The 25,122-nt window shown below is 62.5% G+C and carries 35 protein-coding genes; 31 read left to right on the plus strand and 4 right to left on the minus strand.

Features of this window, described 5'->3' with window-relative positions:
• The first annotated feature begins 17 nt into the window (after nt 1–17).
• The 9 genes from rpsS (at nt 18) to B5F89_RS09655 (ending at nt 4,445) form a co-directional block, all read left to right on the plus strand.
• Nucleotides 18–278 carry a 30S ribosomal protein S19 gene (gene rpsS / locus B5F89_RS09615; RefSeq protein WP_006720289.1) on the plus strand — a complete coding sequence of 87 codons (261 nt, stop codon included), beginning with the start codon at nt 18–20 and terminating at the stop codon, nt 276–278.
• A gap of 14 nt (nt 279–292) precedes the next feature.
• Nucleotides 293–664, plus strand: a complete 372-nt coding sequence (gene rplV / locus B5F89_RS09620; RefSeq protein ID WP_087205193.1) for a 50S ribosomal protein L22 — start codon at nt 293–295, stop codon at nt 662–664.
• A gap of 6 nt (nt 665–670) precedes the next feature.
• Nucleotides 671–1,381 (plus strand): 30S ribosomal protein S3, encoded by a 711-nt coding sequence (rpsC, locus tag B5F89_RS09625; protein WP_087431569.1) that lies wholly within the window; start codon nt 671–673, stop codon nt 1,379–1,381.
• Nucleotides 1,381–1,809 (plus strand): 50S ribosomal protein L16, encoded by a 429-nt coding sequence (rplP, locus tag B5F89_RS09630; protein WP_087431570.1) that lies wholly within the window; start codon nt 1,381–1,383, stop codon nt 1,807–1,809. Before rpsC ends, rplP begins: the two co-directional genes overlap by 1 nt.
• Nucleotides 1,809–2,024 (plus strand): 50S ribosomal protein L29, encoded by a 216-nt coding sequence (gene rpmC / locus B5F89_RS09635; protein ID WP_087205190.1) that lies wholly within the window; start codon nt 1,809–1,811, stop codon nt 2,022–2,024. The genes rplP and rpmC overlap by 1 nt, the downstream gene beginning before the upstream one ends.
• Nucleotides 2,025–2,040: 16 nt before the next feature.
• Nucleotides 2,041–2,304 carry a 30S ribosomal protein S17 gene (rpsQ, locus tag B5F89_RS09640; protein ID WP_087431571.1) on the plus strand — a complete coding sequence of 88 codons (264 nt, stop codon included), beginning with the start codon at nt 2,041–2,043 and terminating at the stop codon, nt 2,302–2,304.
• Nucleotides 2,305–2,387: 83 nt separating this feature from the next.
• The gene (gene rplN / locus B5F89_RS09645; RefSeq protein ID WP_087431572.1) at nt 2,388–2,756 is read left to right on the plus strand and encodes a 50S ribosomal protein L14; all 369 of its coding nucleotides are present in this window, start codon (nt 2,388–2,390) and stop codon (nt 2,754–2,756) included.
• Between the two features lie 19 nt (nt 2,757–2,775).
• Complete coding sequence (gene rplX / locus B5F89_RS09650; RefSeq protein ID WP_087431573.1) at nt 2,776–3,099, plus strand: 50S ribosomal protein L24; 324 nt, start codon at nt 2,776–2,778, stop codon at nt 3,097–3,099.
• 74 nt (nt 3,100–3,173) lie between these two features.
• Nucleotides 3,174–4,445 (plus strand): solute carrier family 23 protein, encoded by a 1,272-nt coding sequence (locus B5F89_RS09655; protein ID WP_087431574.1) that lies wholly within the window; start codon nt 3,174–3,176, stop codon nt 4,443–4,445.
• 92 nt (nt 4,446–4,537) lie between these two features.
• Here the strand turns inward: B5F89_RS09655 and B5F89_RS09660 are convergent, their stop codons facing one another.
• The 3 genes from B5F89_RS09660 to B5F89_RS09670 form a co-directional block, all read right to left on the minus strand.
• Complete coding sequence (locus tag B5F89_RS09660; RefSeq protein ID WP_087431575.1) at nt 4,538–5,227, minus strand: RluA family pseudouridine synthase; 690 nt, start codon at nt 5,225–5,227, stop codon at nt 4,538–4,540.
• A gap of 2 nt (nt 5,228–5,229) precedes the next feature.
• Nucleotides 5,230–7,770 (minus strand): U32 family peptidase, encoded by a 2,541-nt coding sequence (locus tag B5F89_RS09665; protein WP_343206331.1) that lies wholly within the window; start codon nt 7,768–7,770, stop codon nt 5,230–5,232.
• Nucleotides 7,771–7,991: 221 nt separating this feature from the next.
• Entirely contained in the window at nt 7,992–8,522 is a 531-nt protein-coding gene (locus B5F89_RS09670; protein WP_087431576.1) for a PTS glucose transporter subunit IIA, read from the minus strand.
• 441 nt (nt 8,523–8,963) lie between these two features.
• On the opposite strand from B5F89_RS09670, the gene rplE reads away from it, so the two are divergent.
• From rplE to map, 11 genes are all read left to right on the plus strand, one after another.
• Complete coding sequence (gene rplE / locus B5F89_RS09675) at nt 8,964–9,521, plus strand: 50S ribosomal protein L5 (protein ID WP_087431577.1); 558 nt, start codon at nt 8,964–8,966, stop codon at nt 9,519–9,521.
• 71 nt (nt 9,522–9,592) lie between these two features.
• Nucleotides 9,593–9,778: a type Z 30S ribosomal protein S14 gene (locus B5F89_RS09680; protein ID WP_087205372.1), complete on the plus strand. Its 186-nt coding sequence runs from the start codon at nt 9,593–9,595 to the stop codon at nt 9,776–9,778.
• Between the two features lie 131 nt (nt 9,779–9,909).
• Nucleotides 9,910–10,308 (plus strand): 30S ribosomal protein S8, encoded by a 399-nt coding sequence (gene rpsH, locus B5F89_RS09685; protein ID WP_087431578.1) that lies wholly within the window; start codon nt 9,910–9,912, stop codon nt 10,306–10,308.
• Between the two features lie 33 nt (nt 10,309–10,341).
• Complete coding sequence (gene rplF / locus B5F89_RS09690; protein WP_087431579.1) at nt 10,342–10,878, plus strand: 50S ribosomal protein L6; 537 nt, start codon at nt 10,342–10,344, stop codon at nt 10,876–10,878.
• Between the two features lie 72 nt (nt 10,879–10,950).
• A complete protein-coding gene (gene rplR, locus B5F89_RS09695) occupies nt 10,951–11,313 on the plus strand; it encodes a 50S ribosomal protein L18 (RefSeq protein WP_087431580.1) in 363 nt (120 codons plus the stop codon).
• Between the two features lie 14 nt (nt 11,314–11,327).
• On the plus strand, nt 11,328–11,858 hold the full coding sequence (gene rpsE / locus B5F89_RS09700) for a 30S ribosomal protein S5 (protein WP_087205376.1): 531 nt from the start codon (nt 11,328–11,330) through the stop codon (nt 11,856–11,858).
• 2 nt (nt 11,859–11,860) lie between these two features.
• Entirely contained in the window at nt 11,861–12,043 is a 183-nt protein-coding gene (gene rpmD, locus B5F89_RS09705; RefSeq protein ID WP_087431581.1) for a 50S ribosomal protein L30, read from the plus strand.
• Between the two features lie 3 nt (nt 12,044–12,046).
• On the plus strand, nt 12,047–12,496 hold the full coding sequence (rplO, locus tag B5F89_RS09710; RefSeq protein WP_087431582.1) for a 50S ribosomal protein L15: 450 nt from the start codon (nt 12,047–12,049) through the stop codon (nt 12,494–12,496).
• Nucleotides 12,490–13,773, plus strand: coding sequence for a preprotein translocase subunit SecY (secY, locus tag B5F89_RS09715; protein WP_087431583.1), 1,284 nt, complete (start codon nt 12,490–12,492; stop codon nt 13,771–13,773). Before rplO ends, secY begins: the two co-directional genes overlap by 7 nt.
• 25 nt (nt 13,774–13,798) lie before the next feature.
• Nucleotides 13,799–14,425, plus strand: a complete 627-nt coding sequence (locus B5F89_RS09720; RefSeq protein WP_087431584.1) for an adenylate kinase — start codon at nt 13,799–13,801, stop codon at nt 14,423–14,425.
• On the plus strand, nt 14,422–15,210 hold the full coding sequence (gene map, locus B5F89_RS09725) for a type I methionyl aminopeptidase (protein ID WP_087431585.1): 789 nt from the start codon (nt 14,422–14,424) through the stop codon (nt 15,208–15,210). Before B5F89_RS09720 ends, map begins: the two co-directional genes overlap by 4 nt.
• A 164-nt stretch (nt 15,211–15,374) precedes the next feature.
• On the opposite strand, the gene B5F89_RS09730 is transcribed toward map, so the two are convergent.
• Nucleotides 15,375–15,836 carry a hypothetical protein gene (locus B5F89_RS09730; RefSeq protein ID WP_087431586.1) on the minus strand — a complete coding sequence of 154 codons (462 nt, stop codon included), beginning with the start codon at nt 15,834–15,836 and terminating at the stop codon, nt 15,375–15,377.
• 176 nt (nt 15,837–16,012) lie between these two features.
• Between B5F89_RS09730 and infA the strand changes: the two genes are divergently transcribed.
• From infA to B5F89_RS09785, 11 genes are all read left to right on the plus strand, one after another.
• Complete coding sequence (infA, locus tag B5F89_RS09735) at nt 16,013–16,231, plus strand: translation initiation factor IF-1 (protein ID WP_087205405.1); 219 nt, start codon at nt 16,013–16,015, stop codon at nt 16,229–16,231.
• A gap of 134 nt (nt 16,232–16,365) precedes the next feature.
• Nucleotides 16,366–16,479 (plus strand): 50S ribosomal protein L36, encoded by a 114-nt coding sequence (rpmJ, locus tag B5F89_RS09740; RefSeq protein ID WP_006363204.1) that lies wholly within the window; start codon nt 16,366–16,368, stop codon nt 16,477–16,479.
• Between the two features lie 15 nt (nt 16,480–16,494).
• Complete coding sequence (gene rpsM / locus B5F89_RS09745) at nt 16,495–16,869, plus strand: 30S ribosomal protein S13 (RefSeq protein ID WP_087431587.1); 375 nt, start codon at nt 16,495–16,497, stop codon at nt 16,867–16,869.
• A 13-nt stretch (nt 16,870–16,882) separates the two neighbouring features.
• Nucleotides 16,883–17,290 carry a 30S ribosomal protein S11 gene (gene rpsK, locus B5F89_RS09750; RefSeq protein WP_087205384.1) on the plus strand — a complete coding sequence of 136 codons (408 nt, stop codon included), beginning with the start codon at nt 16,883–16,885 and terminating at the stop codon, nt 17,288–17,290.
• Between the two features lie 21 nt (nt 17,291–17,311).
• Nucleotides 17,312–17,908 (plus strand): 30S ribosomal protein S4, encoded by a 597-nt coding sequence (gene rpsD, locus B5F89_RS09755; RefSeq protein WP_087205385.1) that lies wholly within the window; start codon nt 17,312–17,314, stop codon nt 17,906–17,908.
• A 45-nt stretch (nt 17,909–17,953) separates the two neighbouring features.
• On the plus strand, nt 17,954–18,895 hold the full coding sequence (locus B5F89_RS09760) for a DNA-directed RNA polymerase subunit alpha (RefSeq protein ID WP_087431588.1): 942 nt from the start codon (nt 17,954–17,956) through the stop codon (nt 18,893–18,895).
• Between the two features lie 30 nt (nt 18,896–18,925).
• Nucleotides 18,926–19,429, plus strand: a complete 504-nt coding sequence (rplQ, locus tag B5F89_RS09765) for a 50S ribosomal protein L17 (RefSeq protein ID WP_087431589.1) — start codon at nt 18,926–18,928, stop codon at nt 19,427–19,429.
• A gap of 114 nt (nt 19,430–19,543) precedes the next feature.
• Nucleotides 19,544–22,036 (plus strand): energy-coupling factor transporter ATPase, encoded by a 2,493-nt coding sequence (locus tag B5F89_RS09770; protein WP_087431590.1) that lies wholly within the window; start codon nt 19,544–19,546, stop codon nt 22,034–22,036.
• Nucleotides 22,037–22,056: 20 nt separating this feature from the next.
• The gene (truA, locus tag B5F89_RS09775; RefSeq protein WP_087431591.1) at nt 22,057–22,887 is read left to right on the plus strand and encodes a tRNA pseudouridine(38-40) synthase TruA; all 831 of its coding nucleotides are present in this window, start codon (nt 22,057–22,059) and stop codon (nt 22,885–22,887) included.
• 114 nt (nt 22,888–23,001) lie between these two features.
• The gene (locus tag B5F89_RS09780) at nt 23,002–24,075 is read left to right on the plus strand and encodes a glycosyltransferase family 2 protein (protein ID WP_158098466.1); all 1,074 of its coding nucleotides are present in this window, start codon (nt 23,002–23,004) and stop codon (nt 24,073–24,075) included.
• Between the two features lie 181 nt (nt 24,076–24,256).
• A complete protein-coding gene (locus B5F89_RS09785) occupies nt 24,257–24,694 on the plus strand; it encodes an ArgR family transcriptional regulator (RefSeq protein WP_087431593.1) in 438 nt (145 codons plus the stop codon).
• Nucleotides 24,695–25,122 lie beyond the last annotated feature (428 nt).

Raw genomic sequence — 25,122 nt, forward strand, 5'->3', positions numbered from 1 at the left:
TTAGGAGATAACGACTTATGAGCAGAAGTCTCAAAAAGGGGCCGTTCGTAGAAGCTCGCCTGCTCTCGCGTATCATCGCGATGAACGAGGCTGGCAAGAAGGACGTCGTGAAGACCTGGTCGCGCGCTTCCACCATCTTCCCTGAGATGGTCGGTCACACGATCGCCGTTCACGACGGCCGCAAGCACGTCCCCGTGTACGTCACCGAGTCCATGGTTGGTCACAAGCTCGGTGAGTTCGCGCCCACCCGTACGTTCCGTGGCCACAAGGCCAAGTAGGGGGTTTCTAATCTATGGCAACTAAAGCTACCGATACCGAGACCCGCGAGGTTCGCGCCGTCGCCAAGTACGTGCGCGTGTCTCCGTCCAAGGCTCGCCTCGTGGTCGACCTCATCCGCCGCAAGTCCGTGGCCCAGGCCTTCGACATCCTTCACTTCTGCGAGCGCGCTGTCGCCGTGGACGTGGAGAAGGTTCTGCGCTCCGCTGTGGCCAACGCTGAGCACAACAACGGCATGCGCGCCGACGACCTCGTGGTCGCTGCCGCCTATGTCGACGAGGGCCCGACGCTCAAGCGCATTCGCCCGCGCGCCAAGGGTTCCGCTTCGCGCATCCTTAAGCGCATGAGCCACATCACCATCGTCGTCGCTCCTCGAAAGGAGGCGTAAAGCGCCATGGGTCAGAAAGTCTATCCCACCGGCTTCCGTCTTGGCATCACCGAGAACTGGCGCTCTCGCTGGTTCGCTGACAAGGACTACGCCAAGACTCTTGGCAACGACCTTGAGATCCGCAAGTTCGTCGCCAAGCGCCTCGCTCGCGCTGCCGTCTCCCGCGTGGAGATCGAGCGTGCCGGCGACAAGGTGAAGGTCATCATCTACACCGCCCGTCCGGGCATCGTCATCGGCAAGAAGGGCTCCGAGATCGACACCCTCCGCGGTGAGCTCGAGCGCGTCGCCGGTGTCACCAAGGGCCAGCTCTCGGTCGACGTCATCGAGATCAAGCGCCCCGAGCTCGACGCCAACCTCGTTGCCCAGTCCATCGCTGAGCAGCTCGAGGGCCGTGTCGCCTTCCGTCGCGCTATGCGCAAGGCCGTTCAGTCCGCTTCCAAGGCGGGCGCCAAGGGCATCCGTATCCAGTGCTCCGGTCGTCTCGGCGGCGCCGAGATGGGCCGCCGCGAGTGGTACCGCGAGGGTCGCGTGCCGCTGCACACCCTGCGCGCCAAGATCGACTACGGCACGTCCGTTGCGCACACCACCATGGGTGCCTGCGGCGTGAAGGTCTGGATCTACCTGGGTGAGAAGCTCCCCGGCCAGCCCGTTCCCAACCCTGCGCTCGAGGGCGAGCGTCGCCCCCGTCGCCGTAACTCCGAGAGGAGGGGTCAGTAGTGCTTGCCCCTAAGCGTGTTCTTCACCGTAAGGTGCAGCGTGGCTCCATGAAGGGCCAGGCCAAGGGTAACACCGTGCTGCATTTCGGTGACTACGGTCTCAAGGCTCTTGAGGCCCACTGGATCACCAACCGTCAGATCGAGGCCGCCCGTGTCGCCATGACCCGCTATATGCGTCGTGGTGGTCGCGTCTACATCACCATCTTCCCCGACAAGCCCATCACCAAGAAGCCGGCGGAGACCCGCATGGGTTCTGGTAAGGGTAACCCGGAGGAGTGGGTTGCCGTCGTCAAGCCGGGCCGTATCATGTTCGAGATCTCGGGCGTCTCCGAGGAGATCGCCCGCGAGGCCCTGCGCCTTGCGCAGCACAAGCTGCCCATTAAGACTAAGATCGTTACCCGCGCTAATCAGGACGGGGAGGAGAACTAATGAAGCCCGCAGAGATTCGTGAGCTCTCTGACGATCAGCTCGCAGAAAAGCTGAAGGAAACCCGAGCCGAGCTCTTCAACCTTCGCTTCCAGATGGCCACCAGCCAGCTGGACAACACCGCCCGCGTCAAGACCGTGAAGAAGGACATCGCCCGTATCCTCACGGAGCAGCGCGCCCGCGAAATCGCAGCGGAGAAGGCCGCTGCGACCGAGTAGATCTCAAGGAGAGAACATGAGTGACACTACGCGCAACCAGCGCAAGGTCCGTCAGGGCGTCGTCGTCTCCATCTCGGGCAACAAGACCATCGTTGTCCAGACCACGGAGCGCAAGCGTCACCCCAAGTACGGCAAGATGATGACCACCACCAAGAAGCTTCACGCTCATGACGAGGAGTGCACGGCCGGTGTCGGCGACAAGGTTCGCGTCATGGAGACCCGTCCTCTGTCCAAGATGAAGCGTTGGCGCTTGGTCGAGATCATCGAGCGCGCCAAGTAAGCTTTTCGCTACGTTCATGCCGGTGACGTGCACCGCGAGTGTGCGAGCGCACCTCTCACCGGCCTAAGTTCGGAGGAACTACCATGATTCAAATGCAAACCGTGCTGAACGTCGCCGATAACTCCGGTGCGCGCAAGGTGCGCTGCATCAAGGTGCTCGGTGGCTCCAAGCGCCGCTATGCAGGCATTGGCGACGTGTTTGTCGCTTCCGTCATCGAGGCGACCCCTGGCGCGAACGTCAAGAAGAAGGACGTCGTGAAGTGCGTCGTCGTCCGTACGGTCAAGGAGATCCGCCGCAAGGACGGCTCCTACATCCGCTTCGACGACAACGCTGCCGTCGTCATCAACAACGACGGCTCGCCCGTCGGCACCCGTATCTTCGGGCCCGTGGCGCGTGAGCTCCGCGACAAGAAGTACATGAAGATCGTCTCGCTTGCTCCCGAGACCCTGTAACAGAAAGGAGAGAGCAGCTATGGGTATGTCCATCAAGAAGGGCGACACCGTCAAGATTCTCTCCGGCAAGGATCGCGGCAAGCAGGGTGTTGTGCTCCGCGCCTATCCGGCTGAGGGCAAGATCAAGGTCGAGGGCGTTGCCATCGTGAAGAAGGCCGTCCGCGCCAACCAGCAGAACCAGACCGGCGGCATCGTGCCGCAGGAGGCCAAGTTTGACGCCTCCAACGCCATGCTCGTCTGCCCCAAGTGCGGCCAGGCGACCCGCGTCGGTCATAAGCAGGGCGAGCTTGACGGTCACCGCACCGCCATCCGCATCTGCAAGAAGTGCGGCGCCGAGTTCTAATTCGGCTTTCGTACTATGTACTAACAAGACCCCGGCTGCTACCCTGCAGTCGGGGTCTTTTTGAAAGGAGTTTCATGGCCAAGCATGAGAGAGAGGTTATCGGCGTCGACGACCGCGTGTCGGTTGCGCGTGCGATCCCGCTCGGCATCCAGCACATGATGAGCATGTTCGGCTCGACGGTGCTCGTCCCGGTGCTGACCGGGCTCGACCCCAACGTCGCGATCATGTGTTCGGGCATCGGCACCATCTGCTATCTCTTGGTGACGGGCAACAAGATTCCGAGCTACCTCGGCAGCTCGTTTGCCTTCATCAGCCCCATTCTTGCCGTGGGCGCCACGCAGGGCCTCGACGCCGCCATGTCCGGCGTTGTGGTCGCCGGTATGGTGTTCCTTGCGGTGGCGGGCATCATCCGCCTTGTAGGCACCGGCTGGCTCGATCGCCTGCTGCCGCCGGTCCTCGTCGCATCGGTTATGGTCGTCATCGGTGTAGGCCTGTCCGCCACGGCAGTCGACATGGCGTTCATGACCGACCTTGCCGACGGCTCTACCGTATTCTTTGGACTTGGAGCCATCGTGGCGGCGATCACGCTCGTGGCCGCGGTCGTGTTCTCGAGCATGGGCGGCATCTTTGGTACCATCCCGGTGCTGCTTGCCATTATCGTCGGCTACGTGGTGTCGCTGCCGCTCGGGCTCGTTGACTTTGCGCCGGTGCTCGACGCCGCCTGGATCGGTCTGCCCAACATTTCCGCCCCGCGCTTTGACATGGGCGCCATCGCGCTTGTGGCTCCGGTCGCCGTTGTTGTAGTGATCGAGCATATTGGCCACCTCTTGGCCGTTGGCGAGATCGTGGGCAAGGACTACCGTCAGATGCTCCCGCGCTCGCTTGCCGGTGACGGCATCTCCACGATGATTTCCGGCTTCCTCGGTGGTCCCCCGACGACCACCTATGCGGAGAACATCGGTGTCATGAGCGTCACGCGCGTGTACTCGACACAGATCTTCTGGTATGCGGGCGGCTTTGCGCTCGTAATCGGCGGCTTCTGCCTCAAGCTCGCCGCGCTCATCCAGTCGATCCCCGGCCCCGTCATGGGCGGCGTGTGCCTCTTGCTCTTTGGTCTCATCGCCTCGAACGGCCTGCGCATGCTCGTGTCCAACAAGGTCGACTTCGACGTGAACCGCAACCTCATGATTGCGTCTGTCGTCATCATTGTGGGCGTGGGCATGGAGACGAGCGGCATCTCGATCCCCGTGGGCGACTACACCCTGCCGGGCATGGCCACCTCGGCCCTTGCCGGCATCCTGCTCAACCTCATCTTGCCCGGTGCCAAAAGCGAAAGCGAAGCATAGCGTATAGTTGGGATTTTGCATCGATGCAAGCGCCCGCGTACGGAGGAGCTCTCCGTGCGCGGGCGCTTGCTGTTGGCGGAAGAGGCTACAGGTTAGTTTGAAGCGCCCGTGTGGAGCGCCGCAGCGCGAAACCGGCGGGGGAGGGGCGAGTAGATGTCGATGGACTCGCCTGTAACCGGATCGCGGAAGGAGAGCTCCGCCGCATGCAGCATGAGGCCTTTGGGATGTGGGCGCCCGTAGAGTTCGTCGCCCACGATGGGGTGACCGGCGTGGCTTAGGTGCACGCGAATCTGGTGCTTGCGACCGGTTTCGATAAGCACGTCCAAAAGGGCGGTCGACGCATGCTGCTCCAGGAGGCGGGCGTGAGTCGTTGCGGCTTTTCCCGTATGTGAGACACGCATCTTGCGCGCGTCGTGACGATCGCGTCCGATGGGCCAGGTGTAGGTTTGCGCTGCCTTCGGGAGCCTGCCCTCCACAAGCGCGCGGTAGTGTTTCTCGACGGCATGCTCGGCGATGAGTCGGTCGTAGGCGCCCTGGGTCTGTTTGGAAAGCGAGAACAGAACGATGCCTGAGGTGTCGCGGTCGAGCCGCTGTAGGCACTGGAGGTCGCGGGCGGCGCTTTGAGAGGCGTCCGTACCCTCGGCAAGAAGGAGGTCGCGCACGGCATCGGTGAGCGTCGGTGCTCCCGTTCCGTCGCCGTGCACGATGATGCCCCGGGGTTTTTCGACAGCGATGAGGGTATCGCTTCGGTACAGCACGTGCGAGTTCGAGGCGCCGTTCATGGCTAGTCGACTCCCACAAACAGACAGCCGGCGAAGGAACCGGATTCGCGCGGTGCAGGGCGACGTCCGTTTTGCGCTGCGTCGAGGGCGCGGCAAACGCGGGTGATCTGATGCGCGAGCTCATCGGCATCAAGCAATGTTCCGTCGACCAGAAGGCGCTCCACGCCCGCCTGGATGAGTTGGGGGATCTGGGGCGTGAGGTCTACGGGGCGATCGGTGTAGAGACGCGAGCGCCCATGGATATCGGTTGTGACGGGGAAGTCCTTGCCGTCGATGTTGTGCAGGTGGAGCGCTTGGTGGCGCAGGCGGCACTGCGTGCAGTCGTGGCAGCAGGCATCAGCCACCTGCAGGATGCAGTGCTCGCTGGTCATCACGCGCGGGCGCCCGTAGACCATAATGCCCGCGGTGGCGGGGGAGCCAGGGGCAAGCTCCTCGATCTCGGCAAGGGTGAGCTCGGGCGAGAGCCAAAAGCCTGCGATGCCCCGTTTGGCAAGATAATCACGGCAAAGCGTGTTGTGGATGGGGATGCAGGACCGTGCTTCGGGCACCGCCCCGCATGCGACGGCATGGGCAAGCTCCGATATGTTGCCAACGGCAACGGAGGCACCTGGCTGAACCCAGCGGTCGAGGCGTTCGCGGTCGGCAGCGCGGCATACCTCGTCGAGTACGGGGACGATACCGAGCTCGAGTGCGCAGGCAGGATCGATGCCCGCCTCGTCAAGGGCATCGCTTGTGAGGTAGATGCGCGTTGCACCGGCATTGCGGGCGGATTCGACCATCTCCCACGTGCTGACAAGCGCGCAGATCTCGGGCGCGTTGGGACGCGGTGCCGCGTCGTTGGCGCGATTGCTCATTTGGACGAGGGCAGCTGTCTCGCGTGGAATGTCGACGGCGCCAACTTCATCGGCGAGTGCCCGGTTGGGTGCGAGAATGCTCTGCTCAAGGGCGGCGCAGGCATCGGCGCGCACACGGTGTACGGCGGAGAAGCCCATGCCGCAGCCCTCGTCGAGCTCGATATCGAACGATATCGCCTCAAACGGTGAGGCGCCCATGCGACCGACATGCTCTATAAGGTCCTCGGACGTGACGGCGCGGCTGCGGGCAGCCTCGACGGTGAACCCGTGGGCAATCCCGCGAAGCGAGGGATCGTCGTCGCACCACAGCTCGACCGTAAAAGGCTTGCCGAGCCGAGCAACAACGCGCGCATGCACGTTACGCTTGCGCGGGACGGGTCGTTTGAGTGCCGCGGCGGCGACGTCGAGTGCGCGCTGGCTGCGGATGAGGCGCACGCGGCAGCCGGCGGGCATGGGCCGGGCTACCTCAACCTCTATGACAGAGCTGGCGTCGGCGTCGGCGCGCACAAGGCCGGTGAGGAAGCGGTCGGGCTCGCGGTCGTGACGAAGCTCCAGCAGATCGCCTTTGCCGACCGGTTCATCGAGTCGGATGCGCGCCATGCCGCGCGCACCGCGGGCAGCGTCGCGCATGGACTCTCCCTTGGTGCGGGCGCGACGCGGCGTGAAGCCAACGACCTCGCCTACCATCTGACCACGGTTGTTGGAGCGCTCGTAGCTCATCATGTCATCGTCAGAGCGCCCGTCTTGGTAGGCGTGCGTGAAGTCGCGGTTAAAGGCGCGCTTGAGCTGGCGAGCGCGGTCGGCCTGCTCGGTGGGGGAGGCATCGCGCACGGCAAGGACGTCGTCGAGTGCGCGGCGGTAGGCGTCGGTTACGGCGTAGACGTAATCGGGTGCCTTCATGCGGCCCTCGAGCTTGAGGGCGTGGGCGCCGGCATCGACCAGAGCGCCGAGCATCTCTGAGGTGTTGTTGTCACGCGGGCAGAGCGGGCGGCCACGGTCGGGGGCGGAAAGGACGTGCCCCTCCTCATCAATAAGCTCGTAGGGCAAACGACAAGGCTGCGCGCACATGCCGCGGTTGGCGGAGCGCCCGGCGCAGGCAAAGCTCGAGAGCAGGCAAACGCCCGAATAGCTGAAGCAGATCGATCCATGCGCAAAGACCTCAAGATCGATATCGGGAACCGCGTTGTGGATTTGGGCTATCTCGGAAACAGAAAGCTCGCGCGAGAGCGTCACGCGGTCGGCGCCGGCATCACGGCACCAGCGTGTGCCGCGCGCATCGTGGATGTTGGCCTGCGTGGAGATATGGGTCTCTACGTTGGGCATAAGGGCGCGCACGGCGGCAAAGAGTCCCCAGTCCTGGATGATGAAGGCGTCCGCGCCGAGTTGGGTGCAGCGTTGAATGAGCTCGAGCGCCTCGACGAGCTCAGACTGCTTGATGACAATATTAACTGTCACATAGACGCGTGCACCGGCAAGGTGTGCCGCGCGACATGCCGCCTCAAACGAATCGTCGTCGAAGTTCTCTGCCTTACGGCGTGCATTGAATGACCCCATGCCGCAGTAGAGGGCGTTTGCCCCGGCAGCAAGCGCGGCGGCAAAGGGGCCGGGGCCACCTGCGGGGGCGAGGAGCTCGGGCTGCGCGGCGAGCGCGCTCGATGTAGGGAGTGCGTGGGTATCGGTTGCGGTCACGGGCTACTTCCTTGTCATGGGGTGTTTCAGGACATGGTAACAGCAAAAAAGGTTCGTTTTAGGGGTGCTGACAGCAAAGTGCCAGCATCACATGGGATTAGTGCGGCAGAAATCTGGATTTTGCCGTGACTATGTGTGCTCGAGGCAAGAAAAAGCCCCTCCGCACGGGGAGCGAAGGGGCAGGGGGCGTGCTTGGGCGCATGCGTTTGAGCGAAAAGGCGCTAGCGCACAACCTTAACCACGGGGGTGCCGGCGGTGACGGTGGCCTCGGGCTCGACCGCAAGCTCAACGCCAGCGAACTCGGCGGTGTTGGAGACAGCGAGAACGACGCAGTCGGGGTAGCCGGCCTCCTTGATGACATTGCGGTCCATCTTGATGACGGGATCGCCCGCCTTGACGGTGTCGCCCTGCTTGACGTAGCCAGTGAAGCCCTTGCCCTGCAGGTTCACGGTGTCGACGCCGATGTGAACGAGAACCTCGACGCCGTCGTCGGTGGAGAGACCCACGGCATGACCCATGGTGACGGTGACCGTGCCGGAGACAGGGGCGTAGACGATGTCGTCCTCAGGCCAGACGGCGCAACCCTTACCGAGCACCTCGCCGGAGAAGACAGGGTCGGGCACATCGGTCATGGCGATGACGCGGCCGTTGGCCGGGGCGCAGAGCGTGTCGGGCGCAGCGGTGGCGGAGACGGAGGCGGGCTTAGCGGGGGCCGCGGGCTCCTTCTTCTTGAACATGTCGAACAGACCCATAGGTTTCTCCTTTGCGATTGGAAGGGGTTGTGGGTGAAAGTCCCAACTGGTACCAAGATATTATATCCTCGTGCGACATTACGTAAGCACGCGACCTTTCCCATCGCCGAGCGGTAGCTGACGGGAGAGGGGCGTGCCTCACGTGGATGACCCACTGCACATATTTCTATGGAGAAATGGTGACGCGCTCTTTGGGCGTGCGGGAATCGCGAATTGTGGAAATCGCCCACAACCCGAGTTTGTCTGGCATTTTCTTGCGCAAACGCGTATCATACCGACTCGTATTGCCCGGCTCCTGCCGGCCATTCGGCGTGCCGCGAGTGACTCCTCGCGCGTATCGCTGCGGCAGGAGGCACGAGGACAACCCGGTGCATGAGCAGGAAAAACCTGCTCTGCCAAGAGGCCAAGCCCCGTGCTTAAAACCCCAGAAGGAGTTTAGAGATGGCTGAAGAGAAGTACGTCCCGCGTCTTAAGACCAAGTACCTCAACGAGGTCAAGCCTGCTATGCAGGAGAAGTTCCAGTACAAGAACGTCATGGAGATCCCCAAGTTCGAGAAGATCGTCGTGAACATGGGTGTTGGCGAGGCCGCCACGGACTCCAAGGCCATCGACGGCGCTGTTCGCGACCTGCGTGCCATCACCGGCCAGCAGCCGATGATCACCCGCGCTCGTAAGTCCATCGCATCCTTCCGCCTCCGTGCCGGTATGCCCATCGGCGCCAAGGTCACCCTCCGCGGCGACCGCATGTGGGAGTTCTTCGATCGCCTCACCGCTGTGGCGATTCCGCGTATCCGCGACTTCCGCGGCATCTTCCCCAAGAGCTTCGACGGCCGTGGCAACTTCTCCATGGGCGTGACCGAGCAGCTCATCTTCCCCGAGATTGATTTCGATTCCGTCGACCACACCCGTGGTATGGACATCACCATCGTCACCACCGCGAAGACCGACGAAGAGGCCAAGGCCCTTCTCGACGCCTTCGGTTTCCCGTTCAAGAAGTAGTCAAATGCATCCGGCTCCGTCGCTTAGCGCGGCGGGGCCGGAGCCAGGTATGCATTGTTAGGAGGTAATCAGTGGCTAAGACATCGATGATCGTCAAGCAGCAGCGCAAGCAGAAGTTCTCGACGCGTGAGTACACGCGTTGCCAGCGTTGCGGCCGTCCGCACTCGGTCTACCGTAAGTTCGGCCTGTGCCGTGTCTGCTTCCGCGAGCTTGCGCTCAAGGGCGAGCTTCCCGGCATCAAGAAGGCCAGCTGGTAGGTCACGTGCCAGCGCCTGTGGGGTGATCTAACACCGCTCAGGCAGGGAAGAGCGCGCGTCATTCAGGCTCTGAGGCCACGGGCCCCAGAGAACCGTACGCGCGAGTTCATCAAGAACGAAGGAGAATCTGCATGAACCTCACTGACCCGATCGCAGACATGCTCACGCGTATTCGCAACGCGAACTCTGCGAACAAGGCCACGGTCTCGATGCCGAGCAGCAAGAAGCTCGTCGAGATCGCCCGCGTCATTTGCGAGGAGGGTTACATCGAGGGCTACACCGTCGAGGATACCGAGCCCTCCAAGACCCTCACCATCACCCTTAAGTACGGTCCCAAGAAGCAGAAGGTCATCAACGGCATTCGTCGTATCTCCAAGCCCGGCCTGCGCAAGTACGCCGGCGTGGCTGACCTTCCCCGCGTCCGCGGCGGTCTTGGTACTGCCATCGTTTCCACCTCGAGCGGCGTCATGTGCGACCGTGACTGCCGTAAGAAGGGCGTGGGCGGCGAGATCGTCGCTTACGTCTGGTAAACGATTCGGCGCGTAGAAGGAAAGGAGAACACCGTGTCCCGTATCGGTAAGAAGCCTGTCCAGATTCCCGCCGGAGTCGAAGTGGCAGTCGACGGTAACCACATCACCGTCAAGGGCTCGAAGGGCACCCTCGAGCTCGATATGTACGAGAAGCTCACCATCGAGATTGAGGACAACGTCCTGACCGTCGTTCGTCCGGACGATGAGCGCGAGACCCGTGCCCGCCACGGCCTCACCCGCGCCCTCATTCACAACATGGTCGTGGGGGTTTCCGAGGGCTACAGCCGCGGCCTCGAGCTCGCCGGCGTTGGCTACCGTGTCCAGCTCAAGGGCAAGGACCTCGAGCTTTCCCTCGGTTACTCGCACCCCGTGATCTACAACGCCCCCGAGGGCATCACCTTCGAGGTGCCCGACAACACGCACATCAACGTGAAGGGCATCGATAAGCAGCAGGTCGGCCAGGTCGCCGCCGAGATTCGCGGCAAGCGTCCCCCCGAGCCCTACAAGGGCAAGGGCATCCACTACGTGGGTGAGCACATCCGCCGCAAGCTCGGTAAGGCTGCCAAGTAGCCTCCGCGCGCTATCAGATAAGTCCGGCACCCCGTTAGGTGCCGGCACGATCCTTCTGAAGGAGATTGAACGATGGATAAGAACAAAGCGAAGCTCGCGGGCCTCAAGCGCCGTCAGCGTCGCGTGCGCGGCAAGATCTTCGGCACGCCGGAGCGCCCGCGTCTGCGCGTCGTGCGCACCAACGCCAACATCTACGCGATGATCGTCGACGACACCAAGGGCAACACCCTCGTCTCCGCCTCCACGCTCGAGGCCGAGTTCAAGGGCACCCACACCTCCAACAAGGAGGCTGCTGCCAAGGTGGGCGAGCTCATCGGTAAGCGCGCTGTCGAGGCTGGCATCAAGCAGGTCACGTTCGACCGCGGTGGCCGTATCTACCACGGCCGCGTGAAGGCCCTCGCCGACGGCGCTCGCGCCGCCGGTCTCGAGTTCTAGGAGGTTAGAAGCACATGGCTCGTAATCGAGATAACAAGCAGCGCGAGGCCTCCGAGTTCGAGGAGCGCGTCGTCTTCATCAACCGTGTTTCCAAGACCGTCAAGGGCGGTCGCCGTATGTCCCTCGTCGCGCTCGTTGTTGTGGGCGACGGCAAGGGCAACGTGGGCCTGGGCATGGGCAAGTCGGCCGAGGTGCCGCTGGCCATCTCCAAGGCCTCGCTCGACGCCAAGAAGCACATGTTCCACGTGCCCGTGACCGAGACCGGCACCATTCCGCATGAGGTCGAGGGTCACTTTGGCGCTGGTAAGATCATCATCAAGCCCGCTATCGAGGGTACCGGCGTTATCGCCGGCGGCGCTGTGCGCCCCCTCTTCGAGCTGGCCGGCATCAAGAACGTCCTCTCCAAGTCGCTCGGCACCGACAACGGCCTCAACATCATCAAGGCCGCTGCCGAGGGCCTCAAGGAGCTCTCGAGCCCCGAGGAGGTTGCGGAGCGCCGCGGCCTCACCGTCGCTCAGATGTTCGTCGGTGGTAAGGAGCAGTAACGATGGCTGACACCATTAAGATCAAGCAGGTCCGCAGCACCAACGGCTGCAAGAAGGACCAGGTTAGGACCGTTCACGCGCTCGGCCTCAAGAAGATCAACCACACGCGCGAGATTTCCGACAACGAGTCGGTTCGCGGCATGATCTTCAAGGTCAAGCACCTTGTTGAGATTGTAGAGGAGTAGCACATGCAGCTTCACGATCTTACTCCCGCACCGGGTTCCACCCATCGCCGCAAGCGCATCGGCCGCGGCAACTCCTCTGGTCACGGCACCACTGCGGGCCGCGGTCAGAAGGGCCAGCTCTCCCGCTCCGGTGGCGGTAAGGGCGCCGGCTTCGAGGGTGGCCAGACCCCGCTCGCGATGCGTCTGCCCAAGCTTCCCGGCTTCCGCAATCCCCGTCGCATTGAGTTCAAGGCCATCAACATCGCTCGCCTCGACGAGAAGTTCGAGGACGGCGCGGTGATCGACGGCGCTTCTCTCAAGGCTGCCGGCATCATCAAGAAGGAATTCGAGCCGGTCAAGGTTCTTGGTGAGGGCGAGACCACCAAGAAGTTCACCGTCAAGGTCGACAAGGTTTCGGCTGCGGCCAAGGCCAAGATCGAGGCGGCTGGAGGGTCGGTCGAGCTCCCGTGCTAGACGCCCTGAAGAACGCTTTTCGCATCAAGGACCTGCGCGAGAAGATTCTCTTCACCATAGCGATGCTCGTGCTGTACCGTATCGGCGCGCACGTGCCTGTGCCCGGCATCCCCTTCGGGGAGATGGTGGACCTGTTCAGCGGCGACAACTCTGTCGCCGCTGGCGCTATGTCGCTGCTGAATCTCTTCTCCGGCGGTGCGCTTAGCTACGTCTCGGTCTTCTCGCTCGGCATCATGCCCTACATCACGAGCTCGATCATCCTTCAGATGCTCCAGAGCGTGGTCCCGAGCTTGCACGAGCTTGCCCGCGAGGGCGAGGTCGGTCAGACCAAGATCACTCAGTATTCTCGCTATCTGACGCTTGCGCTCGCCCTTCTGAACTCCATCGGGTACCTGTTCCTGTTCAAGGGCTACGGCATCAACTTCAATGGTGCCGGCGCTCCCGAGGTCATCTTCGACATCATGATCGTGGGCACGCTTACCGCGGGCGCCATGCTCATCATGTGGATCGGTGAACTCATCACCCAGCGCGGTATCGGCAACGGCATGTCGCTCATCATCTTCGCCAACATCATGGCGGGGCTGCCGGCGGCCATCATCTCCTCGGCTTCCGAGGGCACGATGGGTATCGTCGTCACCGTGGTGATCTTTGTGATCATTCTCTGCGTCATCCCGCTGATCGTGTACCTGGAGCGCGGCCAGCGCCGTATCCCGGTGAGCTACGCCAAGCGCGTGGTTGGCCGTCGCATGATGGGTGGTCAGACCACCTATCTGCCGATCAAGGTGAACACCGCGGGCGTTGTGCCGATCATCTTTGCTAGCGCCCTTCTCTACTTCCCGGCCCAGCTCGCCGTGTTCTTCCCCGGCGTCGGTTGGGTTCAGGCGGTTGCCGGTGCGCTTGCGAGCGGCTGGATCAACTGGATTCTCAACGTTGTTCTGATCGTGTTCTTCGCGTACTTCTACACGAGCATGGTCTTCAACCCCGATGAGACGGCTGACAACCTGAAGAAGCAGGGTGGCTTCATCCCCGGCGTTCGCCCGGGCAAGGCCACGGCCGCCTACATCAAGAACGCCCTTAACAAGATCACCCTGCCGAGCGCGATCTTCCTGGCACTTATTGCCATCGTGCCGTCTGTGGTGTTCTCGTTCACGGGCAACCAGCTCATCCAGTCCTTCGGCGGTACGTCGGTCCTCATTATGGTCGGCGTTGTGCTCGACACCCTTGCAAAGGTGGAGAGCCAGCTGAAGATGTATGATTATGACGGGTTCTTCAAGTAGCAACACGGCTTGAGAGGAGTCAGCCATGAACATCGTATTGCTTGGAGCTCCGGGCGCGGGCAAGGGTACCGTCGCTCAGGAACTCGTTGCAGAGTTCGGTTTTGCCCACATCTCGACCGGTGACCTTCTGCGTGCTGCCGTCAAGAGCGGCAGCGACCTTGGCGTCAAGGCCAAGAGCTACATGGATGCCGGCGAGCTTGTCCCCGATCAGCTCGTGATCGATCTGGTGAAAGAGCGCCTTGCCGCCGACGACGCCCAGAAGGGCTTCATTCTGGACGGCTTCCCGCGCAACACCGTTCAGGCGGTCACCCTCGACTCTGAGCTCGGCGCCATGGGCAATCCGCTCGATGCGGCGCTCCTTATCGATGTCGACGCGAAGGTCATTATCGACCGTCTCTCGGCTCGCCGCGCCTGCCGCGCCTGCGGCTACACCGGCACCGCTGCTGACGAGGTTTGCCCCAAGTGCGGTGGCGAGATGTATCAGCGCGACGACGACAAGCCCGAGACGATCGCCAACCGCCTCGATGTGTACGAGAAGAATACGAGCCCACTCGTAGAGTACTATCGCGGCCAGGGCCGTCTCGATGTAGTCGACGGCGTCGGCACCATCGAGGAAGTCCATGATCGTGTGAAGGAAGCTCTCCATCTATGATCAAAATTAAGTCTGCACAAGATATCGAGCAGATGAAGAAGGCCGGAGCGCTGTCTAAGATGGCGCTCCGGCACGTTGGTGCCATGGTGCGTCCTGGCGTCTCGACCTTCGAGCTCGATCAGCTCGCCGAGCAGATTATCCGTATGCACGGCGGCATCCCCACGTTCAAGGGTTACGGCGGATTCCCCGGCTCCATCTGCGCGTCGCTGAACGATGCGGTGGTGCACGGCATCCCTAATCCTGACATCATCCTGCGCGACGGTGACATCATCTCGATCGATACGGGTGCGACCGTTGACGGTTGGGTGGGCGATAACGCTTGGACCTTCTATGTGGGTAACCCCTCGCAGGAGGTCAAGGCCCTTTGCGAGGTCACGCTCGACTGTCTGAAGGAGGGCATTGCCCAGGCTGTTCCGGGTAACCGCATCGGCGACATCGGCCATGCCATCCAGAGCCTGGCCGAGCGTCACGGCTATGGCGTGCTCCGCGAGTACGTGGGTCACGGGGTAGGACGTGTCATGCACGAGGACCCCAACGTTCCCAACTGGGGCAAGAAAGGTCGCGGCGTGAAGCTCGAGGCCGGTATGGTCATTGCCATCGAGCCCATGATCACGCTCGGTACCTACCATGTGAGCGTGGGGCCGGACGGCTGGCTTGTCACCACCGACGACGGTCTGCCCGCCGCGCATTACGAGAACACCATTGCTATCACCAATGACGGCCCGGTCATCCTCACGCAGGACGCCCAAGGCGCCTGGTGCTCCATGCAGGGCGGTGTGATGTAATGCCATCGCTTGGCTTGACCGGCGGGTAACGGTGAATATCCGTAAGCGCTGAGGCTTATATGGCTCAATCTGAAAGGAGGCCCTGCTGGGCCTCCTTCGCTTATGCGAGGTTTTAGCAATGTGCAAAATATTTCACATTGCCCGAAAGAAGAACGCCCATTAGATCATCGTCCGTTATCGCGAAGAATTCCTATCCCGCTTTCGTCGTATCGTTCCCTATACCATTTCTTACAACATTGATAGTCAAGGTATAACAGCGTGCGCTTCTGCACATCGTGCTCATCTACTCCAAGGAGCAGGCGAGCCTCCAGATAGAGGCGGTTGCAGTTAGAGGCGATGTAACACGTGTTGGCCTCCACAATGAGAATAATCTTCTGAAGGTCTCCGGAACTTGTGTCACGGTAGATTGCTGAATTCCTCTCAGAGTGGGGAAAAACAAATAGATGCAGCTTCATGTCGGCTATGGATAGATGGTGCGCATCGTTGCTGACAGCATACAAGGCATTCTGCCTGTACATGTTTAAGGAGCAGGCCGTTAGAGCGGCGTCTTCCGGGTCGCTCGCTTCGAAGAAGTCGTAGAGATTGGCCAGCTGACGCGTGAGCTCGTCGAAGTCCAGTCGGTGCATTGTGGTCCAATCGACACAGATGAAGCGGCTTCCAGTGTTCTTCGGGAATGCCTATCAGTATAGGAGACGTTGCGAGCGAAGAAAATTGTGGAGTCGATACGAAAAATCCACGATAGTGTGCGCGAGTACGCTATCATACGCTGTTGCTGTATGTTTCGCGAGAGAAAGATGTGCTTGTGAAGAAGGAAGATGCCATCGAGCTTGAGGGTACGGTCACTGAGCCGCTCCCCAACGCTATGTTCCGCGTCGAGCTTGAGAACGGGGCCTCTGTGCTGTGCTCCATCTCCGGCAAGATTCGCATGAACTACATCCGCATCCTTCCCGGCGACCGCGTGGTCGTGGAGATCTCTCCCTACGATCTCACGCGCGGGCGCATCACCTATCGCTATAAATAGCAGCCCGTATCGAGCGGGGAGGGGAGCGCTCAAGCCCCAAGCTGCTCGACACGCTCATCAGCCGGTTATTCACGTCTGCGGCTGGACGAGTAGATAGTAGGTATACGTTTGAGCACAACTGAGAGGATCGCATCATGAAGGTACGTCCTTCCGTCAAGAAGATGTGCGACAAGTGCAAGATCATTAGGCGCCATGGCAAGGTGCTCGTAATCTGCGAGAACCCGCGCCACAAGCAGCGTCAGGGTTAAAGAGAGGAGCATACGTTGGCCCGTATCAGCGGTGTCGACCTTCCGCGCGAGAAGCGCGTCGAGATTGGTCTGACCTACATTTACGGCATCGGCCGCACCACCGCCAGCAAGATCTGCGCGGAGACGAACATCAACCCGGATACTCGTGTCAAGGACCTCACCGAGGAGGAAGTTGACACCATCCGTAAGTACATCGATGAGGCCGGTCTCATGATCGAGGGCGACCTTCGTCGTGAGCACAACCAGAACATCAAGCGTCTCATGGACATCGGCTGCAACCGTGGCCTGCGTCACCGCAAGGGCCTCCCGGTCCGCGGTCAGCGCACCCACACCAACGCTCGCACCCGCAAGGGTCCGAAGCGCCAGATCGGTGCCCGTAAGAAGAAGTAAGGAGAGCGCTTAGATGGCTACGGCAAAGAACAAGCGCGCTGCGCAGACCCGCATCAAGCGCGCCGATCGCAAGAACATTTCGGTGGGACAGGCTCACATCCGCTCCACCTTCAACAACACGATCGTTTCGATCACCGATCCCCAGGGCAACGTCATTGCCTGGAAGTCCGCCGGTCAGGTCGGCTTCAAGGGCTCGCGTAAGAGCACCCCGTTTGCCGCTCAGATGGCTGCCGAGGCTTGCGCCAAGGCCGCCATGGAGCACGGCATGCACAAGGTTGCCGTCTTCGTGAAGGGCCCCGGCTCCGGTCGCGAGACCGCTATCCGCTCGCTCCAGGCCGCTGGCCTCGAGGTGTCGAGCATCCAGGACAAGACCCCCATCCCGCACAACGGCTGCCGCCCCAAGAAGCGTCGCCGCGTGTAACTCTGAAAGGATCGCTTAACCATGGCAATTGACAGGACTCCTGTTATCAAGCGCTGCCGCCAGCTCGGGATCGATCCCGTGGAGCTCGGCTACAGCAGCAAGAAGGAATCGATTCGCCAGCCCAAGCGCCGTCGCAAGGAATCTGAGTACGGCATGCAGCTGCGCGAGAAGCAGAAGGCTAAGTTCATCTACGGTGTGCTCGAGAAGCAGTTCCATCACTACTACGAGCGCGCTCTTCGCATGGAAGGCGTCACGGGTGAGAACCTCATGACCCTTCTCGAGCGTCGTCTTGACAACGTCGTGTTCCGTCTTGGCTTCGCCCGTACCCGCAAGGAGGCCCGCCAGACGGTCCGCCACGGTCACTTCACCGTGAACGGCCGCCGCGTCGACATCCCCTCCTTCCTCGTCAAGCCCGGTGACGTCGTCGCCGTCGGCGAGAAGTACCGCGACCTCCTCCCCATCAAGGAGGCCCTCATCCAGTCCGAGCGCTTCGAGGTCCCCGGTTGGCTTGAGGTCGATATCGAGAAGCTGAGCGGCAACGTGCTGTCGCTGCCCACCCGCGAGCAGATCAGCACCGATATCCAAGAGCAGCTCATCGTCGAGCTCTACTCTAAGTAGTCTAGTCCCTTATCCGATTAGGCTGCTGAGGCTGGAGGTTAGTACATGTCAGAATTCATTAGGCCTCAGGTTCAGGTCGAGGAGATCAACGAGACCTCCGCGCGCGTTTCCGTTGAGCCGCTCGAGCGCGGCTATGGCGACACGCTCGGTAACTCGCTGCGTCGTGTCCTGCTCTCGTCTCTCGAGGGCGCTGCGGTGGAGGCCATCCAGATCGATGGCGCCCAGCACGAGTTCACGACCATCCCCAACATGGTTGAGGATGTCACCGACATTGTTCTGAACGTGAAGGGCCTGGTGTTCGAGGCTCTCGGTACCACCGAGGAGGGCACCGCGACCATCTCGGTCGACGGTCCCTGCGAGGTCGTCGGTGGCGATTTCGCGCTGCCTTCCGACTTTGAGCTCGTGAACCCCGATCACCACATCGCCACCCTCACCGAGGGCGGTCACCTCACCATGAGCATGCGCATCGGCTACGGCCGCGGCTACGTCTCCTACGAGAACAACAAGCGCGACAACGACCCCATCGGTGTCATCCACGTCGACTCGCTCTTCTCGCCGGTTCGTCGCTGCGCCAAGCTCGTCGAGGCCTGCCGCGTGGGCCAGCACACCGACTACGACCGTCTTGTTCTCGAGATCGAGACCAACGGTGCGGTGAGCCCGCGTGACGCGGTGGTGCAGGCGGCCAACATCATCAACCAGCACATGACCGCCTTCATGAACCTTGCCGAGACCCCTGAGGTCGAGGAGGAGGTTTCGATTTTCGCCCCCGAGGTGACCAGCGATAACGCCGAGCTTGACAAGCAGATCGAGGACCTGGACCTCTCCGTCCGCTCCTACAACTGCCTCAAGCGCGCGAGCATCCATTCGGTGCGCCAGCTCGTCGAGTTCTCCGAGAACGACCTGCTGAACATCCGCAACTTCGGTGTGAAGTCGATCGAGGAAGTCAAGGACAAGCTTCAGTCCATGGGGCTCAGCCTCAAGGACTAACGCTATCGCGTATCAGAGGAGAAACCGACCATGCGTCACAACAAGAAGAAGGGTCTGAAGCTCGGCACCGACGCCGCGCACACCCGTGCGATGAAGAAGAGCCTCGCCAAGGCGCTCTTCGAGAACGATCGCATCAAGACCACCGAGACGCGCGCCAAGGCGCTGCGCGGCTACGTTGAGCCCATCATCACCTGGGCCAAGAAGGGCGACCTGCACTCTCGTCGTCTGGCCATCGCCAAGCTCGGCGATAAGAACCTCGTTGCCGAGCTCTTCGACAAGGCCGCTCAGGGCATGTGGGCTGACCGCAACGGTGGTTACACCCGCATCATGAAGCTCGGCCCCCGCAAGGGCGACAACGCTCCGATGGTCATCATCGAGATCGTGTCCGAGCCCGTGGTGAAGAAGGCCCCCAAGGCTGCTCCCGCCAAGAAGGCTGAGGCCCCCAAGAAGGTCGAGAAGGCCGAGGAGGAGGCTCCCGTCGAGGTCGAGGAGACCGTTGAGGCTGAGGCCACCGAGGAGAAGGCCGCCGAGTAACGGCGTCCGCTCAAGGTTCGCATTGTAAGAGGGGCGCCCCGGGTGCCCCTCTTTTGGTATGTAGCGTAGGTTCTGAGTGCAGGTTCGCTGAGAGCATGAGGGGAGGTGGATGACATGCTGAAGATCAACAACATCTCGTTTTCCTATGGTGGGGACGAGCCCGTTCTTACGGGGGTTAGGCTTTCGGTCGCACCCGGTGAAGTTGTTGCGCTGCTTGGCGGCAATGGGTCAGGAAAGTCGACCCTCGGCCGTATTGCCTCGGGCGCGCTGCTGCCTGCTGGGGGCGAGGTGTCGGTGGACGGGGTTGTTTTAGACGAGAGCTCGCGCCGCGACGAGGTCCGCCGGCGCGTGGGCATGGTCGTTCAAAATCCCCAAGACCAGATCGTGTCGACCGTTGTTGCCGATGAGGTGGCGTTTGGCCCCCGTAACCTCGGGTGCGCGGGACGCGAGCTTGATGCGCGCGTTCGGGGTGCGCTCGAGGCGGTGGGGCTTTCTGACGCAGTCGATCGGGATGTGAACGAGCTCTCGGGCGGCGAGCAACAGCGCATAGCGCTGGCTGGCGTGCTTGCGATGGAGCCCTCCTATCTCGTGCTCGACGAGGCGCTCTCGATGGTCGACAGTGCGGAGCGCCCGCAGCTGCGAAGTCTTGTCCGCGCGCTTGCACGGGAGCGGCACATCGGCGTGCTTGCCATCACCCATGAGCCGGTGGAGGCGCTCGGCGCGGACCGCATCGTTGTGCTTGAGGCAGGCCTCGTTGCGTGGGAAGGTACACCGGATTCCTTTGTGCGCGACGCCCGACATCTGTTTGCCCAGGCGCTCATCCAGGGACCCTATACTGCGGCGCTTATGGCGGCGGTGGATGCAGGGTATCGCCTCTCGTGCGGGGTGGAGCCCGCCGACATCGCCCGGTGGGCCCAATCCAAGGGCGAGGGTACGGCTGAGGCAATCGCAGCAGCCCTTAGAGGCGATGCCCGCGCACCAGAGCCGCAGGGTGCCGGAGCGGTTCTGCTTGAGGCCAAGGGTGTCTCTGCCGGCTACGAAAAGCGCAACGTGCTGCACGATGTTTCGCTTACTGTGCGCGCGGGCGAGGTGCTTCTTGTCGCGGGCCCGTCGGGCTCGGGAAAGTCCACGCTAGCCACGGTGCTCGCCGGTCTCAAGGAGCCGCGCGCGGGGGAGGTCCTGCTGCATCCGCAGGCCGAGGATACGGCTGCGGACCCGCGTTCGCCCGAGCCGGGCGACGTGGCGCTTGCGTTTCAGCATCCAGAGAGCCAGCTCTTTTTGGAGAGTGTGGGGGAGGAGCTCGCCTTTGGCCCTCGCCAGCTGGGGTGCGACGAGGCCGAGGTTGCCTTGCGTGTGGCAAACGCGCGGGAGCCGCTCGCAATTGATGACGAGATGCTCGGTCGTGATCCCTTCATGCTCTCCGGCGGTCAGGCGCGTCGCGTGGCGCTTGCCTGCATGGTGTCGCTGGATGCCTCTGTACTCGTGCTGGATGAGCCCACCTCGGGACTCGACGCCCCGGCACGCCGACGCCTCCATGCGCTCGTGCGCAAGCTTGCGAGCGAGGGGCGCGGCGTTGTGGTGGTAAGCCACGACCTGGAGGAGTGGGTCGGCATCGCAAGCCGTGTGGCGCTCGTTGCAGACGGCGGCATCGCATGGGAGGGGACGACGCTCGAGCTTAGCGACGATGCGGACGCCTTTGCCCATGCGGGGCTCATGCCGCCCGAGGCATGGCGTCTGGCACGCCTTCTTACGGCCGAGGAGGGCCGGATTAAGGGCGTGGGCGGCATCGACCCCCATAACGCTCCGTCCGAGCCTTTAGAGGCTCTCTCAGGGCGTCATGCGGGCATGGTCCAGGCCGTCGACGCGCGCGTCAGGCTCGTGCTGCTGATCGCCGGTATAGCGGGCGTGTTCTGCTCGAGCGGTCCTTTGGCGCTCGCGTTGTGGTGCGCTGTTGCTTGTGCCCTTGCGCATGCGGCGGGCATGGGCGCGCGCCGCATGCTTGCTGCCCTTCGCCCGGCGGCGGTCCTCATGGCGTTCATTATCGTGGCGAACCTCGTCTCCTGCGACGGCACGGCAGACGTTGCGCTCGCCGGGGCATGGGGACTTAATCTTGCAGGGGCGGAGCGCGCGGTGACGGCGGTCGTTCGCATCGCGGTCATGCTCGTCCTCTCGCTCGTGGTGTGCGCCACGACGACGCCCACGGCGGTGGCGGATGCCTGCGTGCGCCTGGCATCCCCGCTTTCCCGCTGGGGCGTCCCCGTGGACGAGGCCGGCATGGTGCTCTCGCTCGCCCTGCGCTTTATCCCGCTTGTCACCGACGAGGTGCACCGGGTGGAGCTCGCCCAGCGCTCTCGTGGTGTGCGCTTCGATGCGGGCGGTATGGTGGCGCGCATACGGGTGTGGGGGTCGGTCCTCGTGCCGGTCATGGTGGGGCTGTTCCGCCGGGCCGACCGCATCGGCGCTGCCATGGACGCGCGCTGCTACCATGAGGGGGCGCGCTCGGCGCGCGATCCGCTGCCGTTTGCGCTCCGCGACAAGGCGGTGCTCGCCGCCGGCCTTGTCCTTATCATCCTTATGGCGGCCCTGCCGCACCTGTTTCAACTTTGATCCGAGAGGAGCGACCCTCGATGTCTAACGTCGCCGGTCTTGATTGCGTGCCTGCACCCAAACTGCCGACCTTGGTGTTTCGCGTCGCCTACGATGGCGCAGCGTACGCGGGCTTTGCCGAGCAACGCGACCAGACGACGGTCGCCGGCGAGCTTAGGCGCGCCCTCGAGACGTTTTTGCGTCGCGAGGTCGACCTCACCTGCGCCGGCAGGACCGACGCGGGGGTGCACGCCCTCAGCCAGTACGTGAGCATGTCCGTGGCGGACGAGTCCGAGCTCGCCATCACCCAACGGAGATGGCTGCGCGCCATGGATGCGCTGCTGCCGCGTGACATCTCGATCAACGCCGTCTTCGAGGCGCCGGCGGGTTTCTCCGCCCGTTTTGACGCGCGCTCCCGCACCTACATCTACCGCATCGCCGACCGCTCTGACCGCCCGGTCCTCACCCGCCCGCACGTGTGGTGGCACCGCATGCCGCTTGACGAGGGCGCGATGGCCGAGGGCGCGGCATACCTCATTGGCGAGCATGACTTCAAGAGTTTCTGCAAGGTTGCCTCGGCCATTGGAAAGCCGACCTGCAGAAACGTCATGTCCTGCGGCCTTGCCCGCTCCAACGAGCTGGGCGAGGACGTTTTGGCGTTCACTATCACCGGCAACGCCTTTTTGCACTCCATGGTGCGAACCATCGTGGGCACGCTCGTGGAGGTGGGCATGCACCGGCGAGAACCCGCGTGGGTGGGCGAGGTCCTTGCTCGCTGTGACCGCGCGGCGGCTGGCCCCACGGCCCCTGCGTGCGGTCTGGTATTTGCCGATGTGGCGTATGACGAGGGGCTTCTCAAAAGTGTGGTGTAGCCGTGGTGAACATCTGTGGTTGACGTGCAGTCCCCGCGGCTAAAATCATGCGTCCGCACCCGGTGATACCATGAGCCAGAGCTCATCTGTCATGAATATCCGGGAGGCTCGCAGGTGAACATCCGAGCATCACAGTGCGCCCGCGCATCGATCGTGCTCGCCGTCCGCGACGGCGAGGCGACGCTTACGCGCGCGCTCGAAAGTGTGCTCGGTCAGGCCTTCGACCGCGTCCAGCTGGTCGCCGTCGTTATGCCCTCCCGCGACCGTTCGCTCGCCATATGCGAGCGCGAGGCGGAGCGCAACATCCGCCTTGATGTGATCGAGACCGATACCCGTGACGTTTTCGCTGCCTTTGATGAGGGCATTGCCGCCGCACGCGGCGATTACGTTTTGCTCATGCGCCAGGACGACTGGCTTGCTCCGCGCGCCCTCGAGCTCATGCTCTCTGCAATCGATGAGGATGGGTCCGATCTTGTGCTGCCCACGCGCGCGTTTGAGAGCTTTGGGCCTCGTGGCGAGCGCTTGAGCCGGACGCGGCGCGTGCCCGAGGTTTCCGCGCGGTCTGCCGAGGCGTTTCATGCTGCAGCCGCCCCGCTGATTGAGTGCGGCGCCCTTGATGATGTGACCGGTAGGCTCCTCAACCGCTCGCGCATCGCCGAGCTCGGTCTCCGCTTGGCGTTCAAGAAGGACGAGACGGATTTCATGGCGTCTTATCTGGAGGGTGCGGGGCGCATTACCGCTCTTCCCGGGGCGCTCTATCACGCCGGATGGGCGCGCATTGCCGGCGCCCTCGCCGACCAGGACATCTTTGCGCGCTGCGAGCTTGACCGCAGGGTCTTGCAGGATATGGCCGCGCGCTGGGGCATGGCAGATGACGACGAGCTTGCCTCTGCGATTGAGTGGGTCCATCTGCATAGGGTCATCGCCTGCATCCATGAGGTCTGCGAGCGCAAGAGCATCTCGTCTATCGAGCGGACGGCCCGCGTGCGCGATATGGTTGAGGCAGCGAGTACGCGCGAGGCGGTGCGCTCGGTCGTCGCACACCCCGAGACCAAGCGCGACTTTGGCATTATGCTGGCGCCTATCGAGCGCCGCAACGTGCTCGCTTGCTGCCTGTCTGCGCGCTTTTCGCACCTTGTGGGTATGGCACCCGCCCTTCCGCCAAGAAACGATACGGCTGTCGCGTAGGCCTCTGCGCCCGCATGCTGCCCTGCCCCTCTGCCGTATGCGGGGGAGCGCGTTTTGCCGAGCGGCGGAGTAGACGGACGCAAATCATTCCAAAACGGTGAATTATTCACTCTTGTGTGATAAAGTGCCCAAACTATGCATAATAGTAGAGGTAATTTGCATACACACCGGAGGTTGCGCTATGGCAAGGAAACGCAACGGCCGACAGGAGGCCATTCGCGAGATCGTGCGAGCCGGAGGCGTGCGCACACAGCGTACGCTCGTAGAAGAGTTGAGGGACCGCGGCTTTGATTGCACGCAGGCCACCGTGTCACGCGATATAGCCGACATGGGGCTGAGGAAGGTCCCCGAGGGGATCTATGCGCTTCCCGAGGACCTCTACCTCAAGCGGATGGTCACCGATATGGTGATCGAGATCGTGCGCACCGAGAAGCTCGTGCTCATTAAGGCCCAGCCGGGCATGGCTTCGGGGATTGCCGCGGCGGTCGATGGGGCGGATCTCCCCGATGTGCTGGGGTCGATTGCAGGCGATGACACGATTCTTGTCATCGCTGCGTCCGACGAGGGCGGCGCACGCTTGGAGGCGCTGCTCAAGCGCATCTGCGGTATCGAGGAATAGGGAAGAAGAGGGGGCCGACCATGATTGCTGCGATGCACATCGCGCTCTTTGCGCTCGTGTTGCTGTTGCCGATTGCGCTTATCGCGCTACTGGCGTACTACTACCTGCATACGCGCAAGCGCTAACGTCTGCTACTCGTCTGTTTGCCGCCCTGTGAGCCGCCTGTTGGTGCATTCGTAACGCCCCGTGTGCATTCGTCACAGCTCATGTGCATCCAGCACGCCCCGTGTGCAATCAGCACGCTCCGCGTGCATCTAGCACGGTTTACAGGTCCTTTAGCGTGCCAAACGCACACGTAGTGTGCCGATTGCACACGGGGGGGACTGCGGACAAAAAGTTGGACCGCGGGGCGGTCCGGACGGGAGGTCCGCATGCACAGCAGGGAGGACGTGGAGCTGGCGCTGATGGCGCTCGAGGAGGGCTGGACC

The sequence above is a fragment of the Collinsella sp. An307 genome, assembly GCF_002161805.1.
In the GTDB taxonomy this organism is placed as follows: domain Bacteria; phylum Actinomycetota; class Coriobacteriia; order Coriobacteriales; family Coriobacteriaceae; genus Coprousia.

Excerpts from the sequence above, each read along its gene's own strand:
- rpsS (WP_006720289.1), top strand. The coding sequence starts at position 18 with ATGAGCAGAAGTCTCAAAAAGGGGCCGTTCGTAGAAGCTCGCCTGCTC.
- rplV (WP_087205193.1), top strand. The coding sequence starts at position 293 with ATGGCAACTAAAGCTACCGATACCGAGACCCGCGAGGTTCGCGCCGTC.
- rpsC (WP_087431569.1), top strand. The coding sequence starts at position 671 with ATGGGTCAGAAAGTCTATCCCACCGGCTTCCGTCTTGGCATCACCGAG.
- rpmC (WP_087205190.1), top strand. The coding sequence starts at position 1,809 with ATGAAGCCCGCAGAGATTCGTGAGCTCTCTGACGATCAGCTCGCAGAA.
- rpsQ (WP_087431571.1), top strand. The coding sequence starts at position 2,041 with ATGAGTGACACTACGCGCAACCAGCGCAAGGTCCGTCAGGGCGTCGTC.
- rplN (WP_087431572.1), top strand. The coding sequence starts at position 2,388 with ATGATTCAAATGCAAACCGTGCTGAACGTCGCCGATAACTCCGGTGCG.
- rplX (WP_087431573.1), top strand. The coding sequence starts at position 2,776 with ATGGGTATGTCCATCAAGAAGGGCGACACCGTCAAGATTCTCTCCGGC.
- B5F89_RS09655 (WP_087431574.1), top strand. The coding sequence starts at position 3,174 with ATGGCCAAGCATGAGAGAGAGGTTATCGGCGTCGACGACCGCGTGTCG.
- B5F89_RS09660 (WP_087431575.1), bottom strand. The coding sequence starts at position 5,227 with ATGAACGGCGCCTCGAACTCGCACGTGCTGTACCGAAGCGATACCCTC.
- B5F89_RS09670 (WP_087431576.1), bottom strand. The coding sequence starts at position 8,522 with ATGGGTCTGTTCGACATGTTCAAGAAGAAGGAGCCCGCGGCCCCCGCT.
- rplE (WP_087431577.1), top strand. The coding sequence starts at position 8,964 with ATGGCTGAAGAGAAGTACGTCCCGCGTCTTAAGACCAAGTACCTCAAC.
- rpsH (WP_087431578.1), top strand. The coding sequence starts at position 9,910 with ATGAACCTCACTGACCCGATCGCAGACATGCTCACGCGTATTCGCAAC.
- rplR (WP_087431580.1), top strand. The coding sequence starts at position 10,951 with ATGGATAAGAACAAAGCGAAGCTCGCGGGCCTCAAGCGCCGTCAGCGT.
- rpsE (WP_087205376.1), top strand. The coding sequence starts at position 11,328 with ATGGCTCGTAATCGAGATAACAAGCAGCGCGAGGCCTCCGAGTTCGAG.
- rpmD (WP_087431581.1), top strand. The coding sequence starts at position 11,861 with ATGGCTGACACCATTAAGATCAAGCAGGTCCGCAGCACCAACGGCTGC.
- rplO (WP_087431582.1), top strand. The coding sequence starts at position 12,047 with ATGCAGCTTCACGATCTTACTCCCGCACCGGGTTCCACCCATCGCCGC.
- B5F89_RS09720 (WP_087431584.1), top strand. The coding sequence starts at position 13,799 with ATGAACATCGTATTGCTTGGAGCTCCGGGCGCGGGCAAGGGTACCGTC.
- map (WP_087431585.1), top strand. The coding sequence starts at position 14,422 with ATGATCAAAATTAAGTCTGCACAAGATATCGAGCAGATGAAGAAGGCC.
- B5F89_RS09730 (WP_087431586.1), bottom strand. The coding sequence starts at position 15,836 with ATGCACCGACTGGACTTCGACGAGCTCACGCGTCAGCTGGCCAATCTC.
- rpmJ (WP_006363204.1), top strand. The coding sequence starts at position 16,366 with ATGAAGGTACGTCCTTCCGTCAAGAAGATGTGCGACAAGTGCAAGATC.
- rpsK (WP_087205384.1), top strand. The coding sequence starts at position 16,883 with ATGGCTACGGCAAAGAACAAGCGCGCTGCGCAGACCCGCATCAAGCGC.
- rpsD (WP_087205385.1), top strand. The coding sequence starts at position 17,312 with ATGGCAATTGACAGGACTCCTGTTATCAAGCGCTGCCGCCAGCTCGGG.
- B5F89_RS09760 (WP_087431588.1), top strand. The coding sequence starts at position 17,954 with ATGTCAGAATTCATTAGGCCTCAGGTTCAGGTCGAGGAGATCAACGAG.
- rplQ (WP_087431589.1), top strand. The coding sequence starts at position 18,926 with ATGCGTCACAACAAGAAGAAGGGTCTGAAGCTCGGCACCGACGCCGCG.
- B5F89_RS09770 (WP_087431590.1), top strand. The coding sequence starts at position 19,544 with ATGCTGAAGATCAACAACATCTCGTTTTCCTATGGTGGGGACGAGCCC.
- truA (WP_087431591.1), top strand. The coding sequence starts at position 22,057 with ATGTCTAACGTCGCCGGTCTTGATTGCGTGCCTGCACCCAAACTGCCG.
- B5F89_RS09785 (WP_087431593.1), top strand. The coding sequence starts at position 24,257 with ATGGCAAGGAAACGCAACGGCCGACAGGAGGCCATTCGCGAGATCGTG.